The organism is Streptomyces xingningensis, assembly GCF_054957865.1.
In genome coordinates this window covers 33,400-49,202 of sequence record NZ_JBDJPF010000057.1, presented here as the reverse complement: position 1 = coordinate 49,202, position 15,803 = coordinate 33,400, and the positions used below count along the sequence as shown (strand labels likewise).

Sequence of the window (15,803 nt, the reverse complement as noted above, 5' to 3'; positions counted from 1 at the left end):
CGTGTGGGAGAGTAGGACGCCGCCGAGCAATTATTGGGCCGGAGGCCCGAGTTGAGTGTTTACACATCGACTCGGGCCTCCGGCCTTTTGCATTTACCGATACGGTGGCGTCCATGAGTGGTCGCGCACAGTTGATGTGGGACGAGGCGGTAACAGGCTATGACTTCGGGCCCGGGCATCCGATGGACCCGGTTCGCCTGGCACTGACCATGCGCCTGGTGGAGGCGTACGGCCTGGACCGGGCGGTCCAGGTGGTGGCGGCCAGGGCGGCTGGGGATTCGACGCTACGGCTCGTCCACCGCGAGGATTACATCGCGGCCGTACGGGCGGCGTCCGCCAACCCGCGGTCCGCCGACGCCACTTATGGCCTCGGCACGCCGGACGATCCGGCATTTCCGGGAATGCACGAAGCGGCCGCACTGATCGCGGGCCAGTCGGTCGGTGCGGCCGAGGCCGTATGGCAGGGCCAGGCGGTGCACGCGGTGAACTTCACGGGTGGGCTGCATCACGCCATGCCGGGGTCGGCAGCGGGCTTCTGCGTCTACAACGACGCCGCCCTCGCAGTTGCCAGGCTGCTGGAACTCGGTGCTGAGCGGGTCGCCTACGTGGATGTGGACGTCCACCATGGCGACGGCGTGCAGGCGGCGTTCTGGGATGACCCCAGGGTGCTCACGATCTCGCTGCACGAGCATCCCCGTACGCTCTTCCCGCAGACCGGATGGCCGGAGGAGACCGGAGCGGGGGAGGCGGAGGGCGGCGCGGTGAATGTGGCCCTGCCGGCCGGGACGGGGGACGCGGGGTGGCTGCGGGCCTTCCACGCCGTGGTACCGGAACTCCTGGCGGCCTTCCGGCCGCAGGTGCTGGTGACCCAACACGGCGCCGATACGCACTTCGAGGACCCGCTTGCGCATCTTGCGGTCTCCCTGGACGCACAGCGGCTGGTGGCCGAGGCCTGCCATGAACTGGCGCATCAGCACACGGAGGGCCGCTGGGTGGCCCTGGGCGGGGGCGGCTATGCCGTGGTGGACGTGGTGCCCCGGTCCTGGACCCATCTGGTCGCCATCGCCGCCGGACGGCCGGTGGCGCCGGAGGCCGAGGTGCCGGAGGAGTGGCAGCGCGAAGTCTTCCGCCGCACCCGCCAGTTGGGCCCGCCGCGGATGACGGACGGACTGCGGCCGCAGTGGCGGGACTTCAACCACCACGGCTATGACCCGGCCGACCGGCTCGACCAGGCGATTCTGGCCACCCGGCGGGCGGTTTTTCCGGCGCATGGACTGCTGCCGTAGCCAAGGGCTTTGACCGGCCGTTAGCCGACCGTGGAACGCTTGCGCGCGCATCTGCTCGCCGCCCGGCTCGCCGGGACCGTGGCCACGACGCGGGAGCGGAGCCTGGACCGTTACCGCAGATTCGTCGCCGGCGACCCCCGGGTGCTGATGGGACTGGAGCCTGAAAATGACTGGCGCTTTAAGGAGTTGTTGCACCTGATGGGGAGTAGGTGTGGAGTTTCGGCCGATCCCACACACACTTCAGGGCAAGATGTGATTGACCCCGATCGCACACTGATGGCACTCGGTGCCTTCGCCGACCGCCTCGCCGCGGTGGCCGCGGCGGGCGCTCCGGTGCTGATCGGCACCGGGCACCCCCACCGGCTCCTGGGTTTCTACGCCTCCTTGGCCGCTGGACTGTCGGCGGCCGGATGCCGTGTCCTCACCCCCGCGCAGGGTCGAGGTGTCGACATAACGACCCGGTTTGGCGTACGCACATACAACCTTGACTACGTCCAAGGAGTCGCGATGGTGCGTGAACCCGGCGCACGGAGATCCTCGAATGAGCCCGGCGCACACACTCATTCGCCCCTCCCGCTTCGTACCGTACTGGCCGCCGCGGCGGACGGTGAAGGGCCGTTGCCGGGCCTGGTCATCGGGGATCACGGATGGGTCTGCGGGGCAGGTCAGCTGGGCTTTGAGGCCATCGGGCTGGCGGACTCGGACGACCCCGCGCTGTTCGTCGGTCAGGCCGAGGGGCGGGTGTCCGTCGTCGTTCCGCTTGATGACGCTGTGCGGTCTGATTACTACCTGCCGCTTACTCGCTATGTACTCAATCGAGCGTGTCTGTCACGGTAGGCGGCCGATGGCTGCTCCTCTTCCCCACTCGCATCACCCGCCCCTAGTCTGGGGAGTGAGCGCGCAGCGACGAGGAGTCACCGGAGGGGAAGCCGGTGCGCGTCATGTGCGGAAGGTTCAGGTGTGTGTCATGGCTGCTGGCGAAAGGCCTCTCAACGAGGTCGTGTTCCTGACCGTGGCGGAAGTTGCCGCGGTGATGCGCGTGTCCAAGATGACCGTGTACCGCTTGGTACACAGTGGTCATCTGCCGGCGATCCGGGTGGGAAGGTCCTTCCGGGTCCCAGAGCAGGCGGTGCACGAGTACCTCCGTGAGTCTTTTGTGGGGGTGGAAACCGCCTGACGAGGACCTCGGATTACGTTGTTCGCCCGGTGCCGGGTAGGCTGGCCCGATGTAGGTCGTGTGGGCTCGGACGCCCCGCACCGAGTGAATCGATGTAAGCGAGGGTAGTCGTGGGCTCTGTTATCAAGAAGCGGCGCAAGCGGATGGCGAAGAAGAAGCACCGCAAGCTGCTCAAGCGCACTCGCGTTCAGCGCCGCAACAAGAAGTAAGCAGCGCCGCTGTGTTCGTCCCGCAGCCCTCCCACCGTCTCGACGGTGGGAGGGCTGCGGTGTTTGCGTTGCGTAAGGCCTTCGCTACGGCTTGAAATGTCGCTCCGTGCAGTGGGCGGTCATCACAGCGCAACAACGAGCCGCTACGGTGACCGCCACAGGGCATCTCCCGTCGGCTGAGGGGGACCCGACGGAAAGAAAGGCGCTGATCTTGGGCAAGGTCGTGCTCGTCACCGGAGTCGCGCGCCGACTGGGCGGCCGCTTCGTCCGTCGCGTCCAGCGAGAGTCCGGTGTCGACCGGGTCATCGGGGTGGACGCGGTGCCACCCGAGCACCACCTCGGCGGGGCCGATTTCATACGGGCGGACATTCGCCATCCCACGATCGCGCGGGTCCTGGCGGAGCACACCGTCGACACCGTGGTGCACATGGACGTCAATGGCACCCCGCTGGGCAAGCGCGGCAGCCGGACCTTGGTCAAGGAGACCAATGTCATCGGCACCATGCAACTGCTGGGTGCCTGCCAGAAGACCCCGTCCGTCAAGCGCCTGGTCATCAAGTCCAGCACGAATGTGTACGGTTCCGCGCCCCGCGATCCCGCGATCTTCACCGAGACCACGCCGCCCAAGTCGCTGCCCAGCGGCGGCTTCGCCAAGGACGTGGTCGAGATCGAGGGATATGTGCGCGGCTTCGCCCGCCGTCGCCCGGATGTGGCGGTGTGTGTGCTGCGGTTCGCCAACATCCTCGGGCCCTGCGCCGATTCGCCGTTCGCCGAGTACTTCGCGCTGCCCGTACTGCCCTCCGTCGTCGGCTTCGACCCCCGGCTCCAGTTTGTGCACGAGGACGATGCGATCGAGGCGCTGCGGATCGGTGCGGGCGAGCCGCGCCAGGGAACGCTCAACAGCGGGACGTTCAACATCGCGGGCGATGGCGTGCTGCTGCTCTCCCAGGCCGCGAGGCGCCTTGGGCGCCCCACCCTCCCGTTCCTCCTGCCGACCGTCACCTGGTTCGGTGCCGTGTTGCGTTCGGCCCGGGTGCTGGACTTCTCCCCCGAGCAGATCCGCCTGCTCACCCATGGCCGGGTCGTCCAGACCGATCAGATGCGGGAGACACTGGGCTTTCATCCCCGGTACACCACGCCCGGCGCGTTCGCGGACTTCATCCTCAGCCGTGGCCCCGGCCTGCTGCCGCCCGAGACCCTCGCCCGTACCGTCGACCGGATCGCCGCGGCAGTGCCTGCCGGCCGCGACCACAAGTGAGGAGCGCACGCACCATGGCGGATGCGAAGGTCATCCCGTTCGGCGAGGAACCGCGGTCCAAGCGGCGTGGCAAGCGGATGAGTTCGGGCCGTACCGGCCGGGCCGCGACGCCCCTGGCGCCGGTGCCGCCACCGCGCGAGGAGCAGCCCGCGCCGCCCGGGGCGGCGGCCGTCGAGCCGGCGCCGGAGCGGGAGGACGGCTGGAACCAGAAGCTCGCCCATGGCCTGAGCTTTCTGCGCCGCCGGATCACCGGTGAGTATGAGGTCGATGACTTCGGCTTTGACAAGGAACTCACCGACCAGGTGCTGATGTCCGCGCTCCGCCCGTTCTATGAGAAGTACTTCCGGGTGGAGGTGCGGGGGCTGGAGAACATCCCGGACAAGGGCGCGGCGCTGGTCGTCGCCAACCACTCCGGGACGTTGCCCATCGACGGTCTGATGCTGCAGGTCGCCGTGCACGATCACCATCCGGCCGGGCGGCACATCCGGATGCTCGCGGCGGACCTGGTCTTCATGCTGCCGGTGATCAATGAGATCTCCCGCAAGGCCGGGCACACCCTGGCCTGCGCCGAGGATGCCCAACAGCTCCTTGAGCGCGGCGAGGTGGTCGGTGTGATGCCGGAGGGCTTCAAGGGGATCGGGAAGGCGTTCTCCGAGCGGTACAAGTTGCAGCGCTTCGGCCGGGGAGGCTTTGTCTCCACGGCACTTGGGGCGGGGGCGCCGATCGTGCCCTGCTCGATCGTCGGGGCCGAGGAGATCTACCCGAAGATCGGCAATTCAAAGACGCTGGCCCGGCTGCTGGGCTTCCCGTACTTCCCGCTGACGCCGACCTTTCCCTGGCTGGGGCCGCTGGGGATGGTCCCGCTGCCCACGAAGTGGACCATCCAGTTCGGAGAGCCGATTCCCACGGACGGCTATCCGCCGGAAGCCGTGGACGATCCAATGCTGATGTTCAACCTCACCGACCAGGTGCGCGAAACGATTCAGCACACGCTTTACAAGCTGCTTGTGCAACGGCGGTCGGTGTTCTTCTGAGCAGAAGAACACCGACCGCCGCCTGAACAGCCCTGCCGCGATGGGTTACTTGGCGTCCTCGCCATGGAGGCCCAGGCCCGGCAGGATGCCGGGGAGGATGGGCGGGAGAGTGATCTCCGGCTGCTTGGACGGCTTGTCCTCCTTGCCGTGCGAACCGCCGGACGGGCTGGAGGGGTCGCCGGGCACGACGGGGTGGAGCAGCCCGCCCGGGCCGAGGAGGCCGCCGTGGTCTTCCTGGCTGCCGGTGGACGGCTGTGCGGACCGACCGCCGGAGCGCTTGCCCTCGGGGCTGGTGGACGACCGGGGGGCCGGGGCGCTGTGCCCCGCGCTGCCCGGGGAACCCTGGTGCGCGGAGGATTCGCCGTGACCTCGGGCGTCGTGCTTGCCATGGCCGTGCAGCAGGGAGCGCAGTGGCTCGATCTCATCGTCTATGGCCTGGAAGGCCGAACTGACCTGATCGCGCACGTCGTTGAGCGGCAGCGGCAGCTTGTCGCGCAGCTGGCTCCAGCCCTCGAGATGCGAGGAGGTGAACGAGGACAGCAGCTGCATGGGGGCGAGCGAGCCATCGCGCTGATAGGCCGCGCGCAGCAGCCGGTGGCCCTCGGAGACGTCGTGCCGCATGCCCGAGAGGGTCTTGCGGATCTCGCTCAGCGACTCGTGGTCGAGGTGGCCGGACCGGCCGCGCTCCATGAGCCGACGGGCCTCCTGCAGGCGGGTCGAGGCCTGGTCGAGGAAGAGCGAGCCGCGGTCGGAGTCGCTGTCGGCGAGGCCGAGTTTGAGGTCTTCCATGCCGCGTTTGAGCCCGTAGAGCGTGTCGCCGGGCAGGGCGCTGGAGCTGGCGGCGGCCACGCCGCCGAACGCCCCGGCCGCCACGCCCACCGTCAGCCCGCCGGCCGCGAGCCCCTTGGACCAGCGGGAGCGGGGCTTGAGCCGACTCAGCGGGCCGCCCTGCCGATGCGCGCCCTTGCCGCCCGAGGCGCTTTTGCGCTGCTCGGGGACGGTGGGGGCATCGGCGAACTGGACCTCCATGGCGGCGATCAGCCGCGCCCGCTGCACGGTCTTCACTTCGGGATCCAGCTCCGGCGCGGGCAGTTCGGCGAGCCCGTCTGCCAAGGCCAGAAGTCTTCCGTGCTCGGCGTCATCCGCCGATGGGCCCCGTGCGGCCGCCGTGCCCTGGAGTTCCTGGTCCTCCAGGGCCTGGGCGAAGGCGTTCGCCCGCCGGTGCGCCGATACGTTCGCGATCACTGGCGGCACCTCCTCTCGTCATGACGATCGACTCCCCTGAACACTTGGAGGTTGCACGCCTTGAGGGCATCCACTCGATCGAGTGAGCGGATGCGGGCATGGCGTGATTGCGGGAAGTCTGCATCCCGGACAACGAGCGGTGCGGCGGTCGGGTTACGCGGGCGGGTTGCGCGGCCGGGATCGGGGACGTGGGGACGGCGAATTCAGGCATGGCGGAGGACGGGCGTCAGCGTGCGTCGTCCGGGAGGAGTCTGGCGAGGGTGCGGACGGCCCGGTACTGCAGGGTCTTGATCGCGCCCTCGTTCTTGCCCATGACCCGGGCGGTCTCGGCGACCGACAGGCCCTGGAGGAAACGCAGGGTGACGCACTCCTGCTGCTGGGGGTTGAGCTTGCGCACCGCCTCCAACAGGGCGGCGTTGGACAGGGATTCGAGGACGGAGTCCTCGGGACTGCGCTCGACCTCATTGGCGTCGAGCATCTCGCCGGTGGTCACCTCCAGCCGGAACCGGGACGACTTGAAGTGGTCGGCGACCAGGTTGCGGGCGATCGTCACCAGCCAGGCGCCGAAGTCGCGGCCCTGCCAGGTGAAGGTGCCGATCCGGCGCAGGGCGCGCAGGAACGTCTCGCTGGTCAGGTCCTCGGCGGTGGCCCGGCCGCCCACGCGGTAGTAGATGTAGCGGTAAACGGTGTCGGCGTACTGGTCGTAGAGGCGGCCGAATGCCTCGGCCTCGCCGGCCTGGGCGCGCTCGACCAGGTCCAGCATGCGGGCGCTGTCGCTGTCCGCGCTCGGGCGGCGGGTGGTGGTAGTGGTGCCCGCCCCCGCGCCGCGGCGGGCGCGTCTGCCGACCGCGGCGCTGCCCTCGGCGAGGGCGTAGCAGGGGCTCCGTTGGCCGAAGGCCGGGCCGGCTGCTACGGAGGGGGCGAGCGTGGCGAAGGCGGGGACGGCGTACGCGGTGGGGACGAAGCCGCGCAGACGGTCAAGGACCGCTGCGCGCAGCGTAGCCAGGCCCGAGGCGTCAACCCCGACGTGTGGGTACACGGGACTCCCAGAGGCAGAGCTTCCATCACGTGCAGTACCGGACCGTTCACTCGTCGTAGGGACAAGCAAGGGACCGGTTTGCGTCTGAGGAGAATAACCCTTCGTACAGGCAGCGCTACACCGAGTTGCTCAAATCATCGTTTCCGTTCGCTCTCTCACCTGTTGGTGGTTGATCAAATATCGAACTGTGAATGGAAGTTGACCGATTTTGCTTAAGGTGTGGCCGATTGGGCAGCGTGTTGTGGCAATCAGGACACGGCAGGACTGTCGGTGGCCGCGTGGGGGTATGACAACAGGATTGCCTGCTGGTGGACTGTGATTACGGTCCGTATTCGGGAAGTTGGCGGGACGTCACCACTCCGTCGCCCGATCCGGTGATGACGGCGGGTCCGGGGCCGCAGCCTCGCGGGTCAGTGGCGGGTCAGTGGCGGGTCAGTGGCGGCGTCGGTGCAGCGCGATCGCGGCGGCGCCGCCCGCCAGGGCGCCCAGGCCGAGGGCCGCCGGGACGCCGATCCTGGCCGCCTTGCGGCCCGTACGGTAGTCGCGCAGCTGCCAGCCGCGTTCGTGCGCATGCTTGCGCAGCCGGGCGTCGGGGTTGACCGCGTGCGGGTGGCCGACGAGGGAGAGCATCGGGATGTCGTTGGCGGAGTCGCTGTACGCGGCGCAGCGGGCCAGTTCCAGGCCCTCGGCCGCGGCCAGCGCCCGTACCGCCTCGGCCTTGGCCGGGCCGTGCAGCATCTCGCCGACCAGCTTGCCGGTGTAGACGCCGCCGACGGACTCGGCGACGGTGCCCAGGGCGCCGGTCAGGCCGAGTCTGCGGGCGATGATGGTGGCGGTCTCGATGGGGGCCGCGGTGACCAGCCAGACCTTCTGGCCGGCGTCGAGGTGGGCCTGGGCGAGGGCGCGGGTGCCGGGCCAGATGCGCTCGGCCATGTACTCGTCGTAGATCTCCTCGCCGATGGTCATCAGCTCCGAGACCCGGTGGCCCTTGACGATGGACAGCACGCTGTCCCGGGCGTCCTGGATGTGCTCGGGGTCCTCGATGCCGGCCAGCCGGAACCAGGTCTGCTGCCAGGCGAAGCGGGCCAGGTCGCGCTTGCCGAAGAAGCGGCGTTTGTAGAGGCCGCGACCGAAGTGGAAGATGGCGGCGCCCTGCATCACGGTGTTGTCGAGGTCGAAGAACGCGGCGGCCCTGGCGTCGCCGACGACCGGGAACTCGGGTTCGGCCGCGCGCTCGGCGGACTCCCGGAGCTCCTGCTCCTGCGCGGACTTGCGGGCTGCCTCCGCCGCGGCCTCGCCTGCCCGCACGCTGCGTGCGGTGGCGGGGCGCCGGCGGAAGGTGAGCCATGCGAGTGCGGCCATGCCGCGAGCATAGCCAGTTTGTTCGGGGTATCCGGGGCGGGGACGATGCTATGACGTGAACTCTACGCATCAGTAGCGTTACCGCCCCGCCGGTCGGTCAGCCGCCGAGCGCCTTGCGCAGGCGGGCGGGGTCCACCCGCCAGAAGTCGTGCTGGGCGCCGTCGACGAGGATGACCGGGATCTGCTCCCAGTACTGGCGGTACAGCTCCTCGTCCTCGGTGATGTCCTTCTTCTCCCAGTGGGCACCCAGTTCGCCGCAGACGGTGGCGATCACGGCCTCGGCGTCGTCGCACAGGTGGCAGCCGGGCTTGCCGATCAGGGTGACGGTGTGGTCGGCGGGGTTCTCGCGGGCCTGGCGGCGGAGGAGCGGGCTCATGAGCGCCATTGTGCCCGGTGGCGCGGGGCGGTCTGCGGGGGCTTTCGGGGCGCCTGGGTCGACTACCATCATGTGGCGATTTATTGGTGTCCGGGGGTGTGTGGTGAGGAGTGAGAGTCCGTGTCCCGGTCGGCCGACCTCTGGTGCCGATGTGACGGCTGTGGCGGTCGCTGCGATACGGACATTGGTTCCCGGATCCGGCCGAAACTCCGCGTGACACCCATCACTTTGGCCGGACAAAGCGGACACCATCTTTGTGCACGCGTTCACAAAGGCATAGCCTGCGTTCGACGGGGCGGTCCTGGGACAAGGCGCCGCCTACAGCCCCGCTCTACCCGCAGGAGCACCGTGGCAACTGGCCGAACTCACCGACCGGCGACCCGAAGCCGAGGGATTCCCGAGGCCACCGTCGCCCGGCTACCGCTGTATCTGCGCGCGTTGACCGCGCTCTCCGAGCGCTCGGTCCCCACGGTCTCCTCCGAGGAGCTGGCGACCGCGGCGGGCGTCAACTCCGCCAAGCTGCGCAAGGACTTCAGCTACCTCGGCTCGTACGGCACCCGCGGTGTCGGCTATGACGTCGAGTACCTCGTCTACCAGATCTCGCGGGAACTCGGCCTGACCCAGGACTGGCCGGTCGTGATCGTCGGCATCGGCAACCTCGGCGCCGCGCTGGCCAACTACGGCGGCTTCGCCTCGCGCGGCTTCAGGGTCGCGGCCCTGATCGACGCCGACCCCGCCATGGCCGGCAAGCCGGTCGCCGGGCTGCCGGTGCGGCACACCGACGAACTCGAGTCGATCATCAGCGAGAACGGCGTCTCCATCGGCGTCATCGCGACCCCGGCCGGTGCCGCCCAGCAGGTGTGCGACCGGCTGGTCGCCGCCGGGATCACCTCCATCCTCAACTTCGCGCCCACCGTGCTGTCGGTTCCGGAGGGCGTCGACGTGCGTAAGGTGGATCTGTCGATCGAGCTGCAGATCCTCGCCTTCCACGAGCAGCGCAAGGCGGGCGAGGAGTCCGCGCAGGCCGCCACCGCGACACGGCCCCGCCCGGGGGCGGGAGTCCGTACCGCCACGGGCGGCAGAAAGGGACCCGACGGGGATGTCCCCGCCGTGATGCCGGCATGAGCGAGCGAATCATCAAGAGGGGCGTCCCAGGCGCAGGCTTGCCCGAGCGAAGCGAGGGACAGGCATGAGTCTTCTGGTAGTCGGTCTCAGCCACCGCAGTTCTCCGGTGAGCGTGCTGGAGCGGGCCGCGCTCACGCGGGCCGTGCAGGCCGCGCTGGTGCACGACGCCCTCGCGGCCGAGCCCGCCACCGAGGCGGCGGTGCTCGCCACCTGCAACCGCATCGAGCTCTACGCCGACGTGGACAAGTTCCACGCCGGTGTGGCCGAGCTGTCCACGCTGCTGGCCCGGCACACGGGCGTCGCCCTGGACGAGCTCACGCCGTATCTCTATGTGCACTACGAGGACCGGGCCGTCCACCATCTGTTCTCGGTGGCCTGCGGGCTGGACTCGATGGTCGTCGGCGAGGGCCAGATCCTCGGCCAGATCAAGGACGCGCTCGCCCTCGCCCAGGAGCTGCACACCGCCGGGCGGCTGCTCAACGACCTCTTCCAGCAGGCCCTTCGGGTCGGCAAGCGCGCCCACAGCGAGACCGGCATCGACAAGGCCGGCCAGTCGCTGGTGACCTTCGGCCTGGAGCAGCTCTCGGACGGCCCGTCCGTCGAGGAGTGGGCCGCGGGCAGGCGCGCCCTGGTCATCGGCGCGGGCTCGATGTCCTCACTGGCCGCGGCGACGCTGGCCCGGGCGGGGGTGGCGCATGTGGCCGTCGCCAACCGGACGCTGGAGCGGGCCCGGCGGCTGGCACAGATTCTGACCGAGCCGGGCGGCCCCGGCTGTACGGCCTCGGCGGTGGAGATGTCCGCCGTGCCGGGCGAGCTGGCGCTGGCCGACATCGTGGTGTCCTGTACGGGCGCCACCGGCCTGGTCCTGACGGCCGAGGCCATCCGGGCCGCGCTCGCCGGCCGCCCCGGGATCGCCCTGCTCGACCTCGCCATGCCCCGTGACATCGACGCCGCCGCGCACCGGATCGGGGGGGCCCGGCTGGTCGACATCGAGACCCTCGCCGAGGCCTCCGCTGACGCACCCATGGCCGCCGACGTCGACCAGGTGCGGGCCATCGTCTCCGACGAGGTGGCCGCCTTCGGCGCCGCCCAGCGGGCCGCGCACATCACGCCCACCGTGGTGGCCCTGCGCACCATGGCGGCCGATGTGGTGGCCGGCGAGATCGCCCGGCTGGACGGGCGGCTGCCCGGGCTCGACGACCGGCAGCGCGCGGAGATCGCGCAGACCGTGCGCCGGGTCGTCGACAAGCTCCTGCACGCGCCCACGGTGCGGGTCAAGGAGCTGGCCGCCACCCCCGGCGGTGCCGGCTACGCCGATGCGCTGCGGGAACTCTTCGACCTCGACCCGCAGGCGGTGGCCGCCGTCAGCCGGGCCGATACGCGCAGCGCGGAAACGCGCGACACAGCACGGGAGTCGGTATGAACGACACCACTACACCCCTGCGCCTGGGCACCCGGCGCAGCCAGTTGGCCATGGCCCAGTCCGGGCAGGTCGCCGAGGCGGTGCGGCGGCTCACCGGGCGTCCGGTCGAGCTGGTCGAGATCACCACCTACGGGGACGTCTCGCGGGCCGCCCTGGCGCAGATCGGCGGCACCGGTGTGTTCGTCACCGCGCTGCGGGACGCGCTGCTGGCGGACGGGATCGACTTTGCCGTGCACTCGCTCAAGGACCTGCCGACCGCGCAGCCGGCGGAGCTGGTGCTGGCCGCCGTCCCGGTCCGGGAGGACCCGCGCGATGTGCTGGTGGCCCGCGACGGCCTGCGCTTCGAGGACCTCGCGGCGCTTCCGGCGGTTCCGCGCATCGGCACCGGCTCGCCGCGCCGGATGGCGCAGCTCAACGCCTGGGCGCGGGCGCTCGGCCGGGAGATCGAGACCGTGCCGATCCGCGGCAATATCGACACCCGTTTGAGCTTTGTGGCCAAGGGTGAGCTGGATGCGGTCGTGCTGGCCGCCGCCGGTCTCACCCGGATCGGCCGGATCGGGGAAGCGACCCAGTTCCTCGACCCCGACCTGGTTTTGCCCGCCCCCGGCCAGGGGGCCCTGGCCATCGAGTGCGCTGCGCGGAACGCAGCCCTCGTGGCCGTTCTCGCCGAGCTCGACGACCCGCACACCCGGGCCGCCGTGACCGCCGAGCGTTCCCTGCTCGCCGCGCTGGAGGCCGGCTGCTCCGCACCCGTGGGTGCGCTGGCCGACCTTTCCCCCGGGGGAGGCGCCATGGGCGACGGGCGGGATGTCACCGAAATGCGCCTGCGGGGCGTCGTCGGCTCGACCGACGGTGCCACGCTGGTGCAGCTGTCCACCACCGGTCCCGTGCCCGCGTCGGACGCCGACGCGCTGGCTCTCGGTCGCGAACTCGCGGCCGAGATGCTCGACAAGGGTGCGGCCGGTCTTATGGGGGAGCGAGCACTTTGAACCCCACCGCCCCGAACCACCCCGTGCACGGGTACGTCACCTTCCTCGGTGCCGGCCCCGGAGACCCGGGACTGCTGACGTTGCGCGCCGTGGAGGCACTGGCGGCCGCGGACGTCCTGATCGCCGATCCGCAGGTGCTGGATGTGGTGCGTACGCATGCCCGCGCGCAGGTGGACATGCCCATCCAGACGGTTACTGACGAGTCGTCAAGTGCCGCCGGAGTCCCCATTCTTAGGGACACGGCCAATCTTGTCATGACGGCCGCGCGCGGCGGCAAGCGGGTCGTCCGTGCGGTGCTCGGCGACCCCGGCATGGACGGCGGTGCCGCCGAGGAGATGCTCGCCTGCGCCGCCGAGGGCATCACCTTCGAGGTGGTGCCGGGCATCGCCACCGCCGTGGGCGTGCCCGCCTACGCGGGGGTGCCGCTGCGCGACGGCGAGGGGGGTGATGTGCGGTTCGTCGACGCCCGTACGGCCACGTCCACCTGCTGGTCCGAGGTCGGCGCCAGCGAGGTGACCGTGGTGGTCTCCAGCACGCTGGACTCGGTCGTCGCGACCGCCGCCGAGCTGGTCTCCGCCGGGCGCAAGCCCGACACCCCGCTGAGCGTCACCGTGGCCGGCACCACCACCCGGCAGCGCACCTGGACCGCCACCCTGGGCACGGTCGCCCAGGTGCTCAAGGCCGCCAAGGTGCTGCCGTCGCCGGACGGCGGGCAGCCCGTGATAGCCGTGGTCGGCGAGCGCAGCGCGGCCGAACGGCGTGAGCCGCTCTCGTGGTTCGAGTCCAAGCCGATGTTCGGCTGGAATGTGCTCGTGCCGCGCACCAAGGAGCAGGCCGCCTCGCTCTCCGACCAGCTCCGCTCGTACGGCGCCGTGCCGCACGAGGTGCCGACCATCGCCGTCGAACCGCCGCGCACCCCGCAGCAGATGGAGCGTGCGGTCAAGGGCCTGGTCACCGGGCGCTATGAGTGGATCGCCTTCACCTCGGTCAACGCGGTCAAGGCGGTGCGCGAGAAGTTCGAGGAATACGGGCTCGACGCGCGGGCGTTCGCGGGCATCAAGGTCGCGGCCGTCGGCGAGCAGACCGCCAAGTCGCTGATCGAGTTCGGGGTGAAGCCCGATCTGGTGCCCAGCGGCGAGCAGTCGGCCGCGGGCCTGCTGGAGGACTGGCCGCCCTACGACCCGGTCTTCGACCCGATCGACCGGGTCTTCCTGCCGCGCGCCGACATCGCCACCGAGACGCTGGTGGCCGGTCTGATCGAGCTGGGCTGGGAGGTCGACGACGTCACCGCCTACCGGACGGTGCGCGCCTCGCCGCCGCCGGCCGACACCCGGGAGGCGATCAAGGGCGGCGGCTTCGACGCCGTGCTCTTCACCTCCTCGTCCACCGTGCGGAACCTCGTCGGCATCGCCGGCAAGCCGCACAATGTCACTGTCATCGCCTGCATCGGCCCGGCCACCGCGAAGACCGCGGAGGAGCACGGCCTGCGGGTGGACGTGCTGTCGCCCGAGCCCTCGGTGCACAAACTGGCCGAGGCGCTCGCGGAGTTCGGGGCGGCGCGGCGCGATGCCGCGCTGGAGGCCGGCGACCCGGTCACCCGCCCGAGCGAGCGGCGGCCCGGATCGCGTAGAAGGGCACGGAGTTGAGCACGTACGGATCGTTTCCCGCCGCCCGCCCCCGGCGGCTGCGCAGCACGCCGGCCATGCGCCGCATGGTCGCGGAGACCCGGCTGCATCCGGCCGAGCTGATCCTGCCCGCCTTTGTGCGGGAGGGGATCAGCGAGCCGGTGCCGGTCTCGTCCATGCCGGGCGTCGTCCAGCACACCCGGGACACCCTGCGGAAGGCCGCGGTCGAGGCCCTGGCGGCCGGGGTCGGCGGGATCATGCTCTTCGGCGTGCCCGAGCACAAGGACGCGCTCGGCAGCCAGGGCACCGATCCGGACGGCATCCTGCAGCGGGCCATCCGGGACGTACGGGCCGAGGTCGGCGACGAGCTGGTCATCATGTCGGACCTCTGCCTCGACGAGTACACCGACCACGGCCACTGCGGCGTCCTGGACGACCGGGGCCGGGTGGACAATGACGCGACGCTCGAACGGTACGCCGAGATGGCCCGCGTCCAGGCCGATGCGGGCGTCCATGTGGTGGGCCCCAGCGGGATGATGGACGGCCAGGTCGGGGTCGTCCGCGCGGCGCTGGACGCTGCCGGGCACCAGGACGTGGCGGTCCTCGCCTACACCGTGAAGTACGCCTCGGCCTTCTACGGCCCGTTCCGGGAGGCGATGGCCTCCTCGCTCGAGGGCGACCGCAAGACCTACCAGCAGGATCCGGCCAACGCCCGCGAGGCGATGCGCGAGCTGGCGCTGGACCTCGCCGAGGGCGCCGACCTGGTGATGGTCAAGCCGGCGCTGCCCTACCTCGACATCCTGGGCAAGGTGGCGGACGCGGTGGACGTGCCGGTCGTTGCCTACCAGGTCTCGGGCGAGTACGCGATGGTCGAGGCCGCCGCGGCCAATGGCTGGATCGACCGGGACCGGGCGATCATGGAGACGCTGACCGGCATCAGGCGCGCGGGCGCCCAGCAGATCCTCACCTACTGGGCGACCGAGGTGGCGCGGCAGCTCTAGGGGTTCGCGAGGGTTCTTTGGCTTGAAGTGGACGGCGGTGCTCCGGTGTTGGGGCACCGCCGTCGCGCGTCTCAAACCTGCCCCGTCACCCACATAGGTCGTCTCTCGTCGAAATGGGACGGGGCTGGCACCGGCAAACCGAACATGACTACCGTGCGTGTCAGGACGCTTACGCTACGGAGGCGTGCATGAGTCATGACCCCGAACTCGCCGATGACTGGGAGTACACGCTCCAGGTCCCATCGGATCCCATGGCGCCGTGCATCGCACGGCGCACGCTCCGCACCATCTTCGAGGAGCACGGCTTCCTCGAACTCGCCGACACCGCCGAGCTGCTGACCTCGGAGCTGGTGACCAACGCCTACCGCTACTCCGACGGCCCCGCCTCGGTGCGCGTCAAGCGCGAGGGGGACCGGGTGCGGGTGGCGGTGTGGGACACCAACCCCCGGCTGCCCGCGCTGGACGCCGTCCCGCTGCCGGACGACGAGGCCGAGCAGGGCCGCGGGCTGGGGCTCGTCCAGTGGTGCGCCGACAGCTGGGGCGGATTCGCGCTGCGGGACCAACCCCAGGGGCTGGTGGGCAAGTTGATCTGGTTCGAGCTGGGTGCCCGACCGGGCCCCACCCGGTGCGGGAAGGGCCCCGTCGGATAGACCG

The 15,803-nt window shown here is 70.4% G+C and carries 16 protein-coding genes; 12 read left to right on the top strand and 4 right to left on the bottom strand.

Going from position 1 to position 15,803, the window contains the following annotated elements; translation table 11 throughout:
* Positions 1-113 precede the first annotated feature (113 nt).
* From ABCR83_RS25330 to ABCR83_RS25305, 6 genes are all read left to right on the top strand, one after another.
* Positions 114-1,286 carry an acetoin utilization protein AcuC gene (locus ABCR83_RS25330; RefSeq protein ID WP_462697488.1) on the top strand — a complete coding sequence of 391 codons (1,173 nt, stop codon included), beginning with the start codon at positions 114-116 and terminating at the stop codon, positions 1,284-1,286.
* 39 nt (positions 1,287-1,325) lie between these two features.
* Positions 1,326-2,123 carry a phosphatase gene (locus ABCR83_RS25325; RefSeq protein ID WP_462697487.1) on the top strand — a complete coding sequence of 266 codons (798 nt, stop codon included), beginning with the start codon at positions 1,326-1,328 and terminating at the stop codon, positions 2,121-2,123.
* Between the two features lie 130 nt (positions 2,124-2,253).
* On the top strand, positions 2,254-2,463 hold the full coding sequence (locus tag ABCR83_RS25320) for a helix-turn-helix domain-containing protein (RefSeq protein ID WP_154080489.1): 210 nt from the start codon (positions 2,254-2,256) through the stop codon (positions 2,461-2,463).
* Positions 2,464-2,573: 110 nt separating this feature from the next.
* Complete coding sequence (locus tag ABCR83_RS25315) at positions 2,574-2,672, top strand: 30S ribosomal protein bS22 (protein WP_003948845.1); 99 nt, start codon at positions 2,574-2,576, stop codon at positions 2,670-2,672.
* Between the two features lie 211 nt (positions 2,673-2,883).
* The gene (locus ABCR83_RS25310) at positions 2,884-3,930 is read left to right on the top strand and encodes an NAD-dependent epimerase/dehydratase family protein (RefSeq protein ID WP_462697486.1); all 1,047 of its coding nucleotides are present in this window, start codon (positions 2,884-2,886) and stop codon (positions 3,928-3,930) included.
* A 14-nt stretch (positions 3,931-3,944) separates the two neighbouring features.
* Positions 3,945-4,964 (top strand): lysophospholipid acyltransferase family protein, encoded by a 1,020-nt coding sequence (locus ABCR83_RS25305; protein WP_462697485.1) that lies wholly within the window; start codon positions 3,945-3,947, stop codon positions 4,962-4,964.
* A 45-nt stretch (positions 4,965-5,009) separates the two neighbouring features.
* On the opposite strand, the gene ABCR83_RS25300 is transcribed toward ABCR83_RS25305, so the two are convergent.
* From ABCR83_RS25300 to ABCR83_RS25285, 4 genes are all read right to left on the bottom strand, one after another.
* Entirely contained in the window at positions 5,010-6,209 is a 1,200-nt protein-coding gene (locus ABCR83_RS25300) for a DUF5667 domain-containing protein (protein ID WP_462697484.1), read from the bottom strand.
* 226 nt (positions 6,210-6,435) lie between these two features.
* Entirely contained in the window at positions 6,436-7,248 is an 813-nt protein-coding gene (locus tag ABCR83_RS25295; protein WP_462697482.1) for an ECF subfamily RNA polymerase sigma factor, BldN family, read from the bottom strand.
* Positions 7,249-7,680: 432 nt separating this feature from the next.
* Entirely contained in the window at positions 7,681-8,610 is a 930-nt protein-coding gene (locus tag ABCR83_RS25290; protein WP_462697481.1) for an HAD family hydrolase, read from the bottom strand.
* Between the two features lie 97 nt (positions 8,611-8,707).
* Entirely contained in the window at positions 8,708-8,986 is a 279-nt protein-coding gene (locus tag ABCR83_RS25285; protein WP_462697480.1) for a glutaredoxin family protein, read from the bottom strand.
* A 348-nt stretch (positions 8,987-9,334) separates the two neighbouring features.
* Between ABCR83_RS25285 and ABCR83_RS25280 the strand changes: the two genes are divergently transcribed.
* The 6 genes from ABCR83_RS25280 to ABCR83_RS25255 all read left to right on the top strand — a co-directional run bounded on the left by ABCR83_RS25280 (position 9,335) and on the right by ABCR83_RS25255 (position 15,799).
* Positions 9,335-10,111, top strand: coding sequence for a redox-sensing transcriptional repressor Rex (locus ABCR83_RS25280; protein ID WP_462697479.1), 777 nt, complete (start codon positions 9,335-9,337; stop codon positions 10,109-10,111).
* Between the two features lie 64 nt (positions 10,112-10,175).
* Complete coding sequence (locus ABCR83_RS25275; RefSeq protein ID WP_462697478.1) at positions 10,176-11,534, top strand: glutamyl-tRNA reductase; 1,359 nt, start codon at positions 10,176-10,178, stop codon at positions 11,532-11,534.
* Entirely contained in the window at positions 11,531-12,523 is a 993-nt protein-coding gene (hemC, locus tag ABCR83_RS25270; RefSeq protein WP_462697477.1) for a hydroxymethylbilane synthase, read from the top strand. The genes ABCR83_RS25275 and hemC overlap by 4 nt, the downstream gene beginning before the upstream one ends.
* Entirely contained in the window at positions 12,520-14,169 is a 1,650-nt protein-coding gene (locus ABCR83_RS25265; protein WP_462697476.1) for a bifunctional uroporphyrinogen-III C-methyltransferase/uroporphyrinogen-III synthase, read from the top strand. Before hemC ends, ABCR83_RS25265 begins: the two co-directional genes overlap by 4 nt.
* Positions 14,166-15,149 (top strand): porphobilinogen synthase, encoded by a 984-nt coding sequence (hemB, locus tag ABCR83_RS25260; RefSeq protein ID WP_462697475.1) that lies wholly within the window; start codon positions 14,166-14,168, stop codon positions 15,147-15,149. The genes ABCR83_RS25265 and hemB overlap by 4 nt, the downstream gene beginning before the upstream one ends.
* Positions 15,150-15,337: 188 nt before the next feature.
* Positions 15,338-15,799 (top strand): ATP-binding protein, encoded by a 462-nt coding sequence (locus ABCR83_RS25255; RefSeq protein ID WP_462697474.1) that lies wholly within the window; start codon positions 15,338-15,340, stop codon positions 15,797-15,799.
* Positions 15,800-15,803 lie beyond the last annotated feature (4 nt).

Coding starts and splice junctions, on each gene's coding strand:
- ABCR83_RS25330 (WP_462697488.1), top strand. CDS start 114: ATGAGTGGTCGCGCACAGTTGATGTGGGACGAGGCGGTAACAGGCTAT.
- ABCR83_RS25320 (WP_154080489.1), top strand. CDS start 2,254: ATGGCTGCTGGCGAAAGGCCTCTCAACGAGGTCGTGTTCCTGACCGTG.
- ABCR83_RS25305 (WP_462697485.1), top strand. CDS start 3,945: ATGGCGGATGCGAAGGTCATCCCGTTCGGCGAGGAACCGCGGTCCAAG.
- ABCR83_RS25290 (WP_462697481.1), bottom strand. CDS start 8,610: ATGGCCGCACTCGCATGGCTCACCTTCCGCCGGCGCCCCGCCACCGCA.
- ABCR83_RS25285 (WP_462697480.1), bottom strand. CDS start 8,986: ATGAGCCCGCTCCTCCGCCGCCAGGCCCGCGAGAACCCCGCCGACCAC.
- ABCR83_RS25275 (WP_462697478.1), top strand. CDS start 10,176: ATGAGTCTTCTGGTAGTCGGTCTCAGCCACCGCAGTTCTCCGGTGAGC.
- hemC (WP_462697477.1), top strand. CDS start 11,531: ATGAACGACACCACTACACCCCTGCGCCTGGGCACCCGGCGCAGCCAG.
- ABCR83_RS25255 (WP_462697474.1), top strand. CDS start 15,338: ATGAGTCATGACCCCGAACTCGCCGATGACTGGGAGTACACGCTCCAG.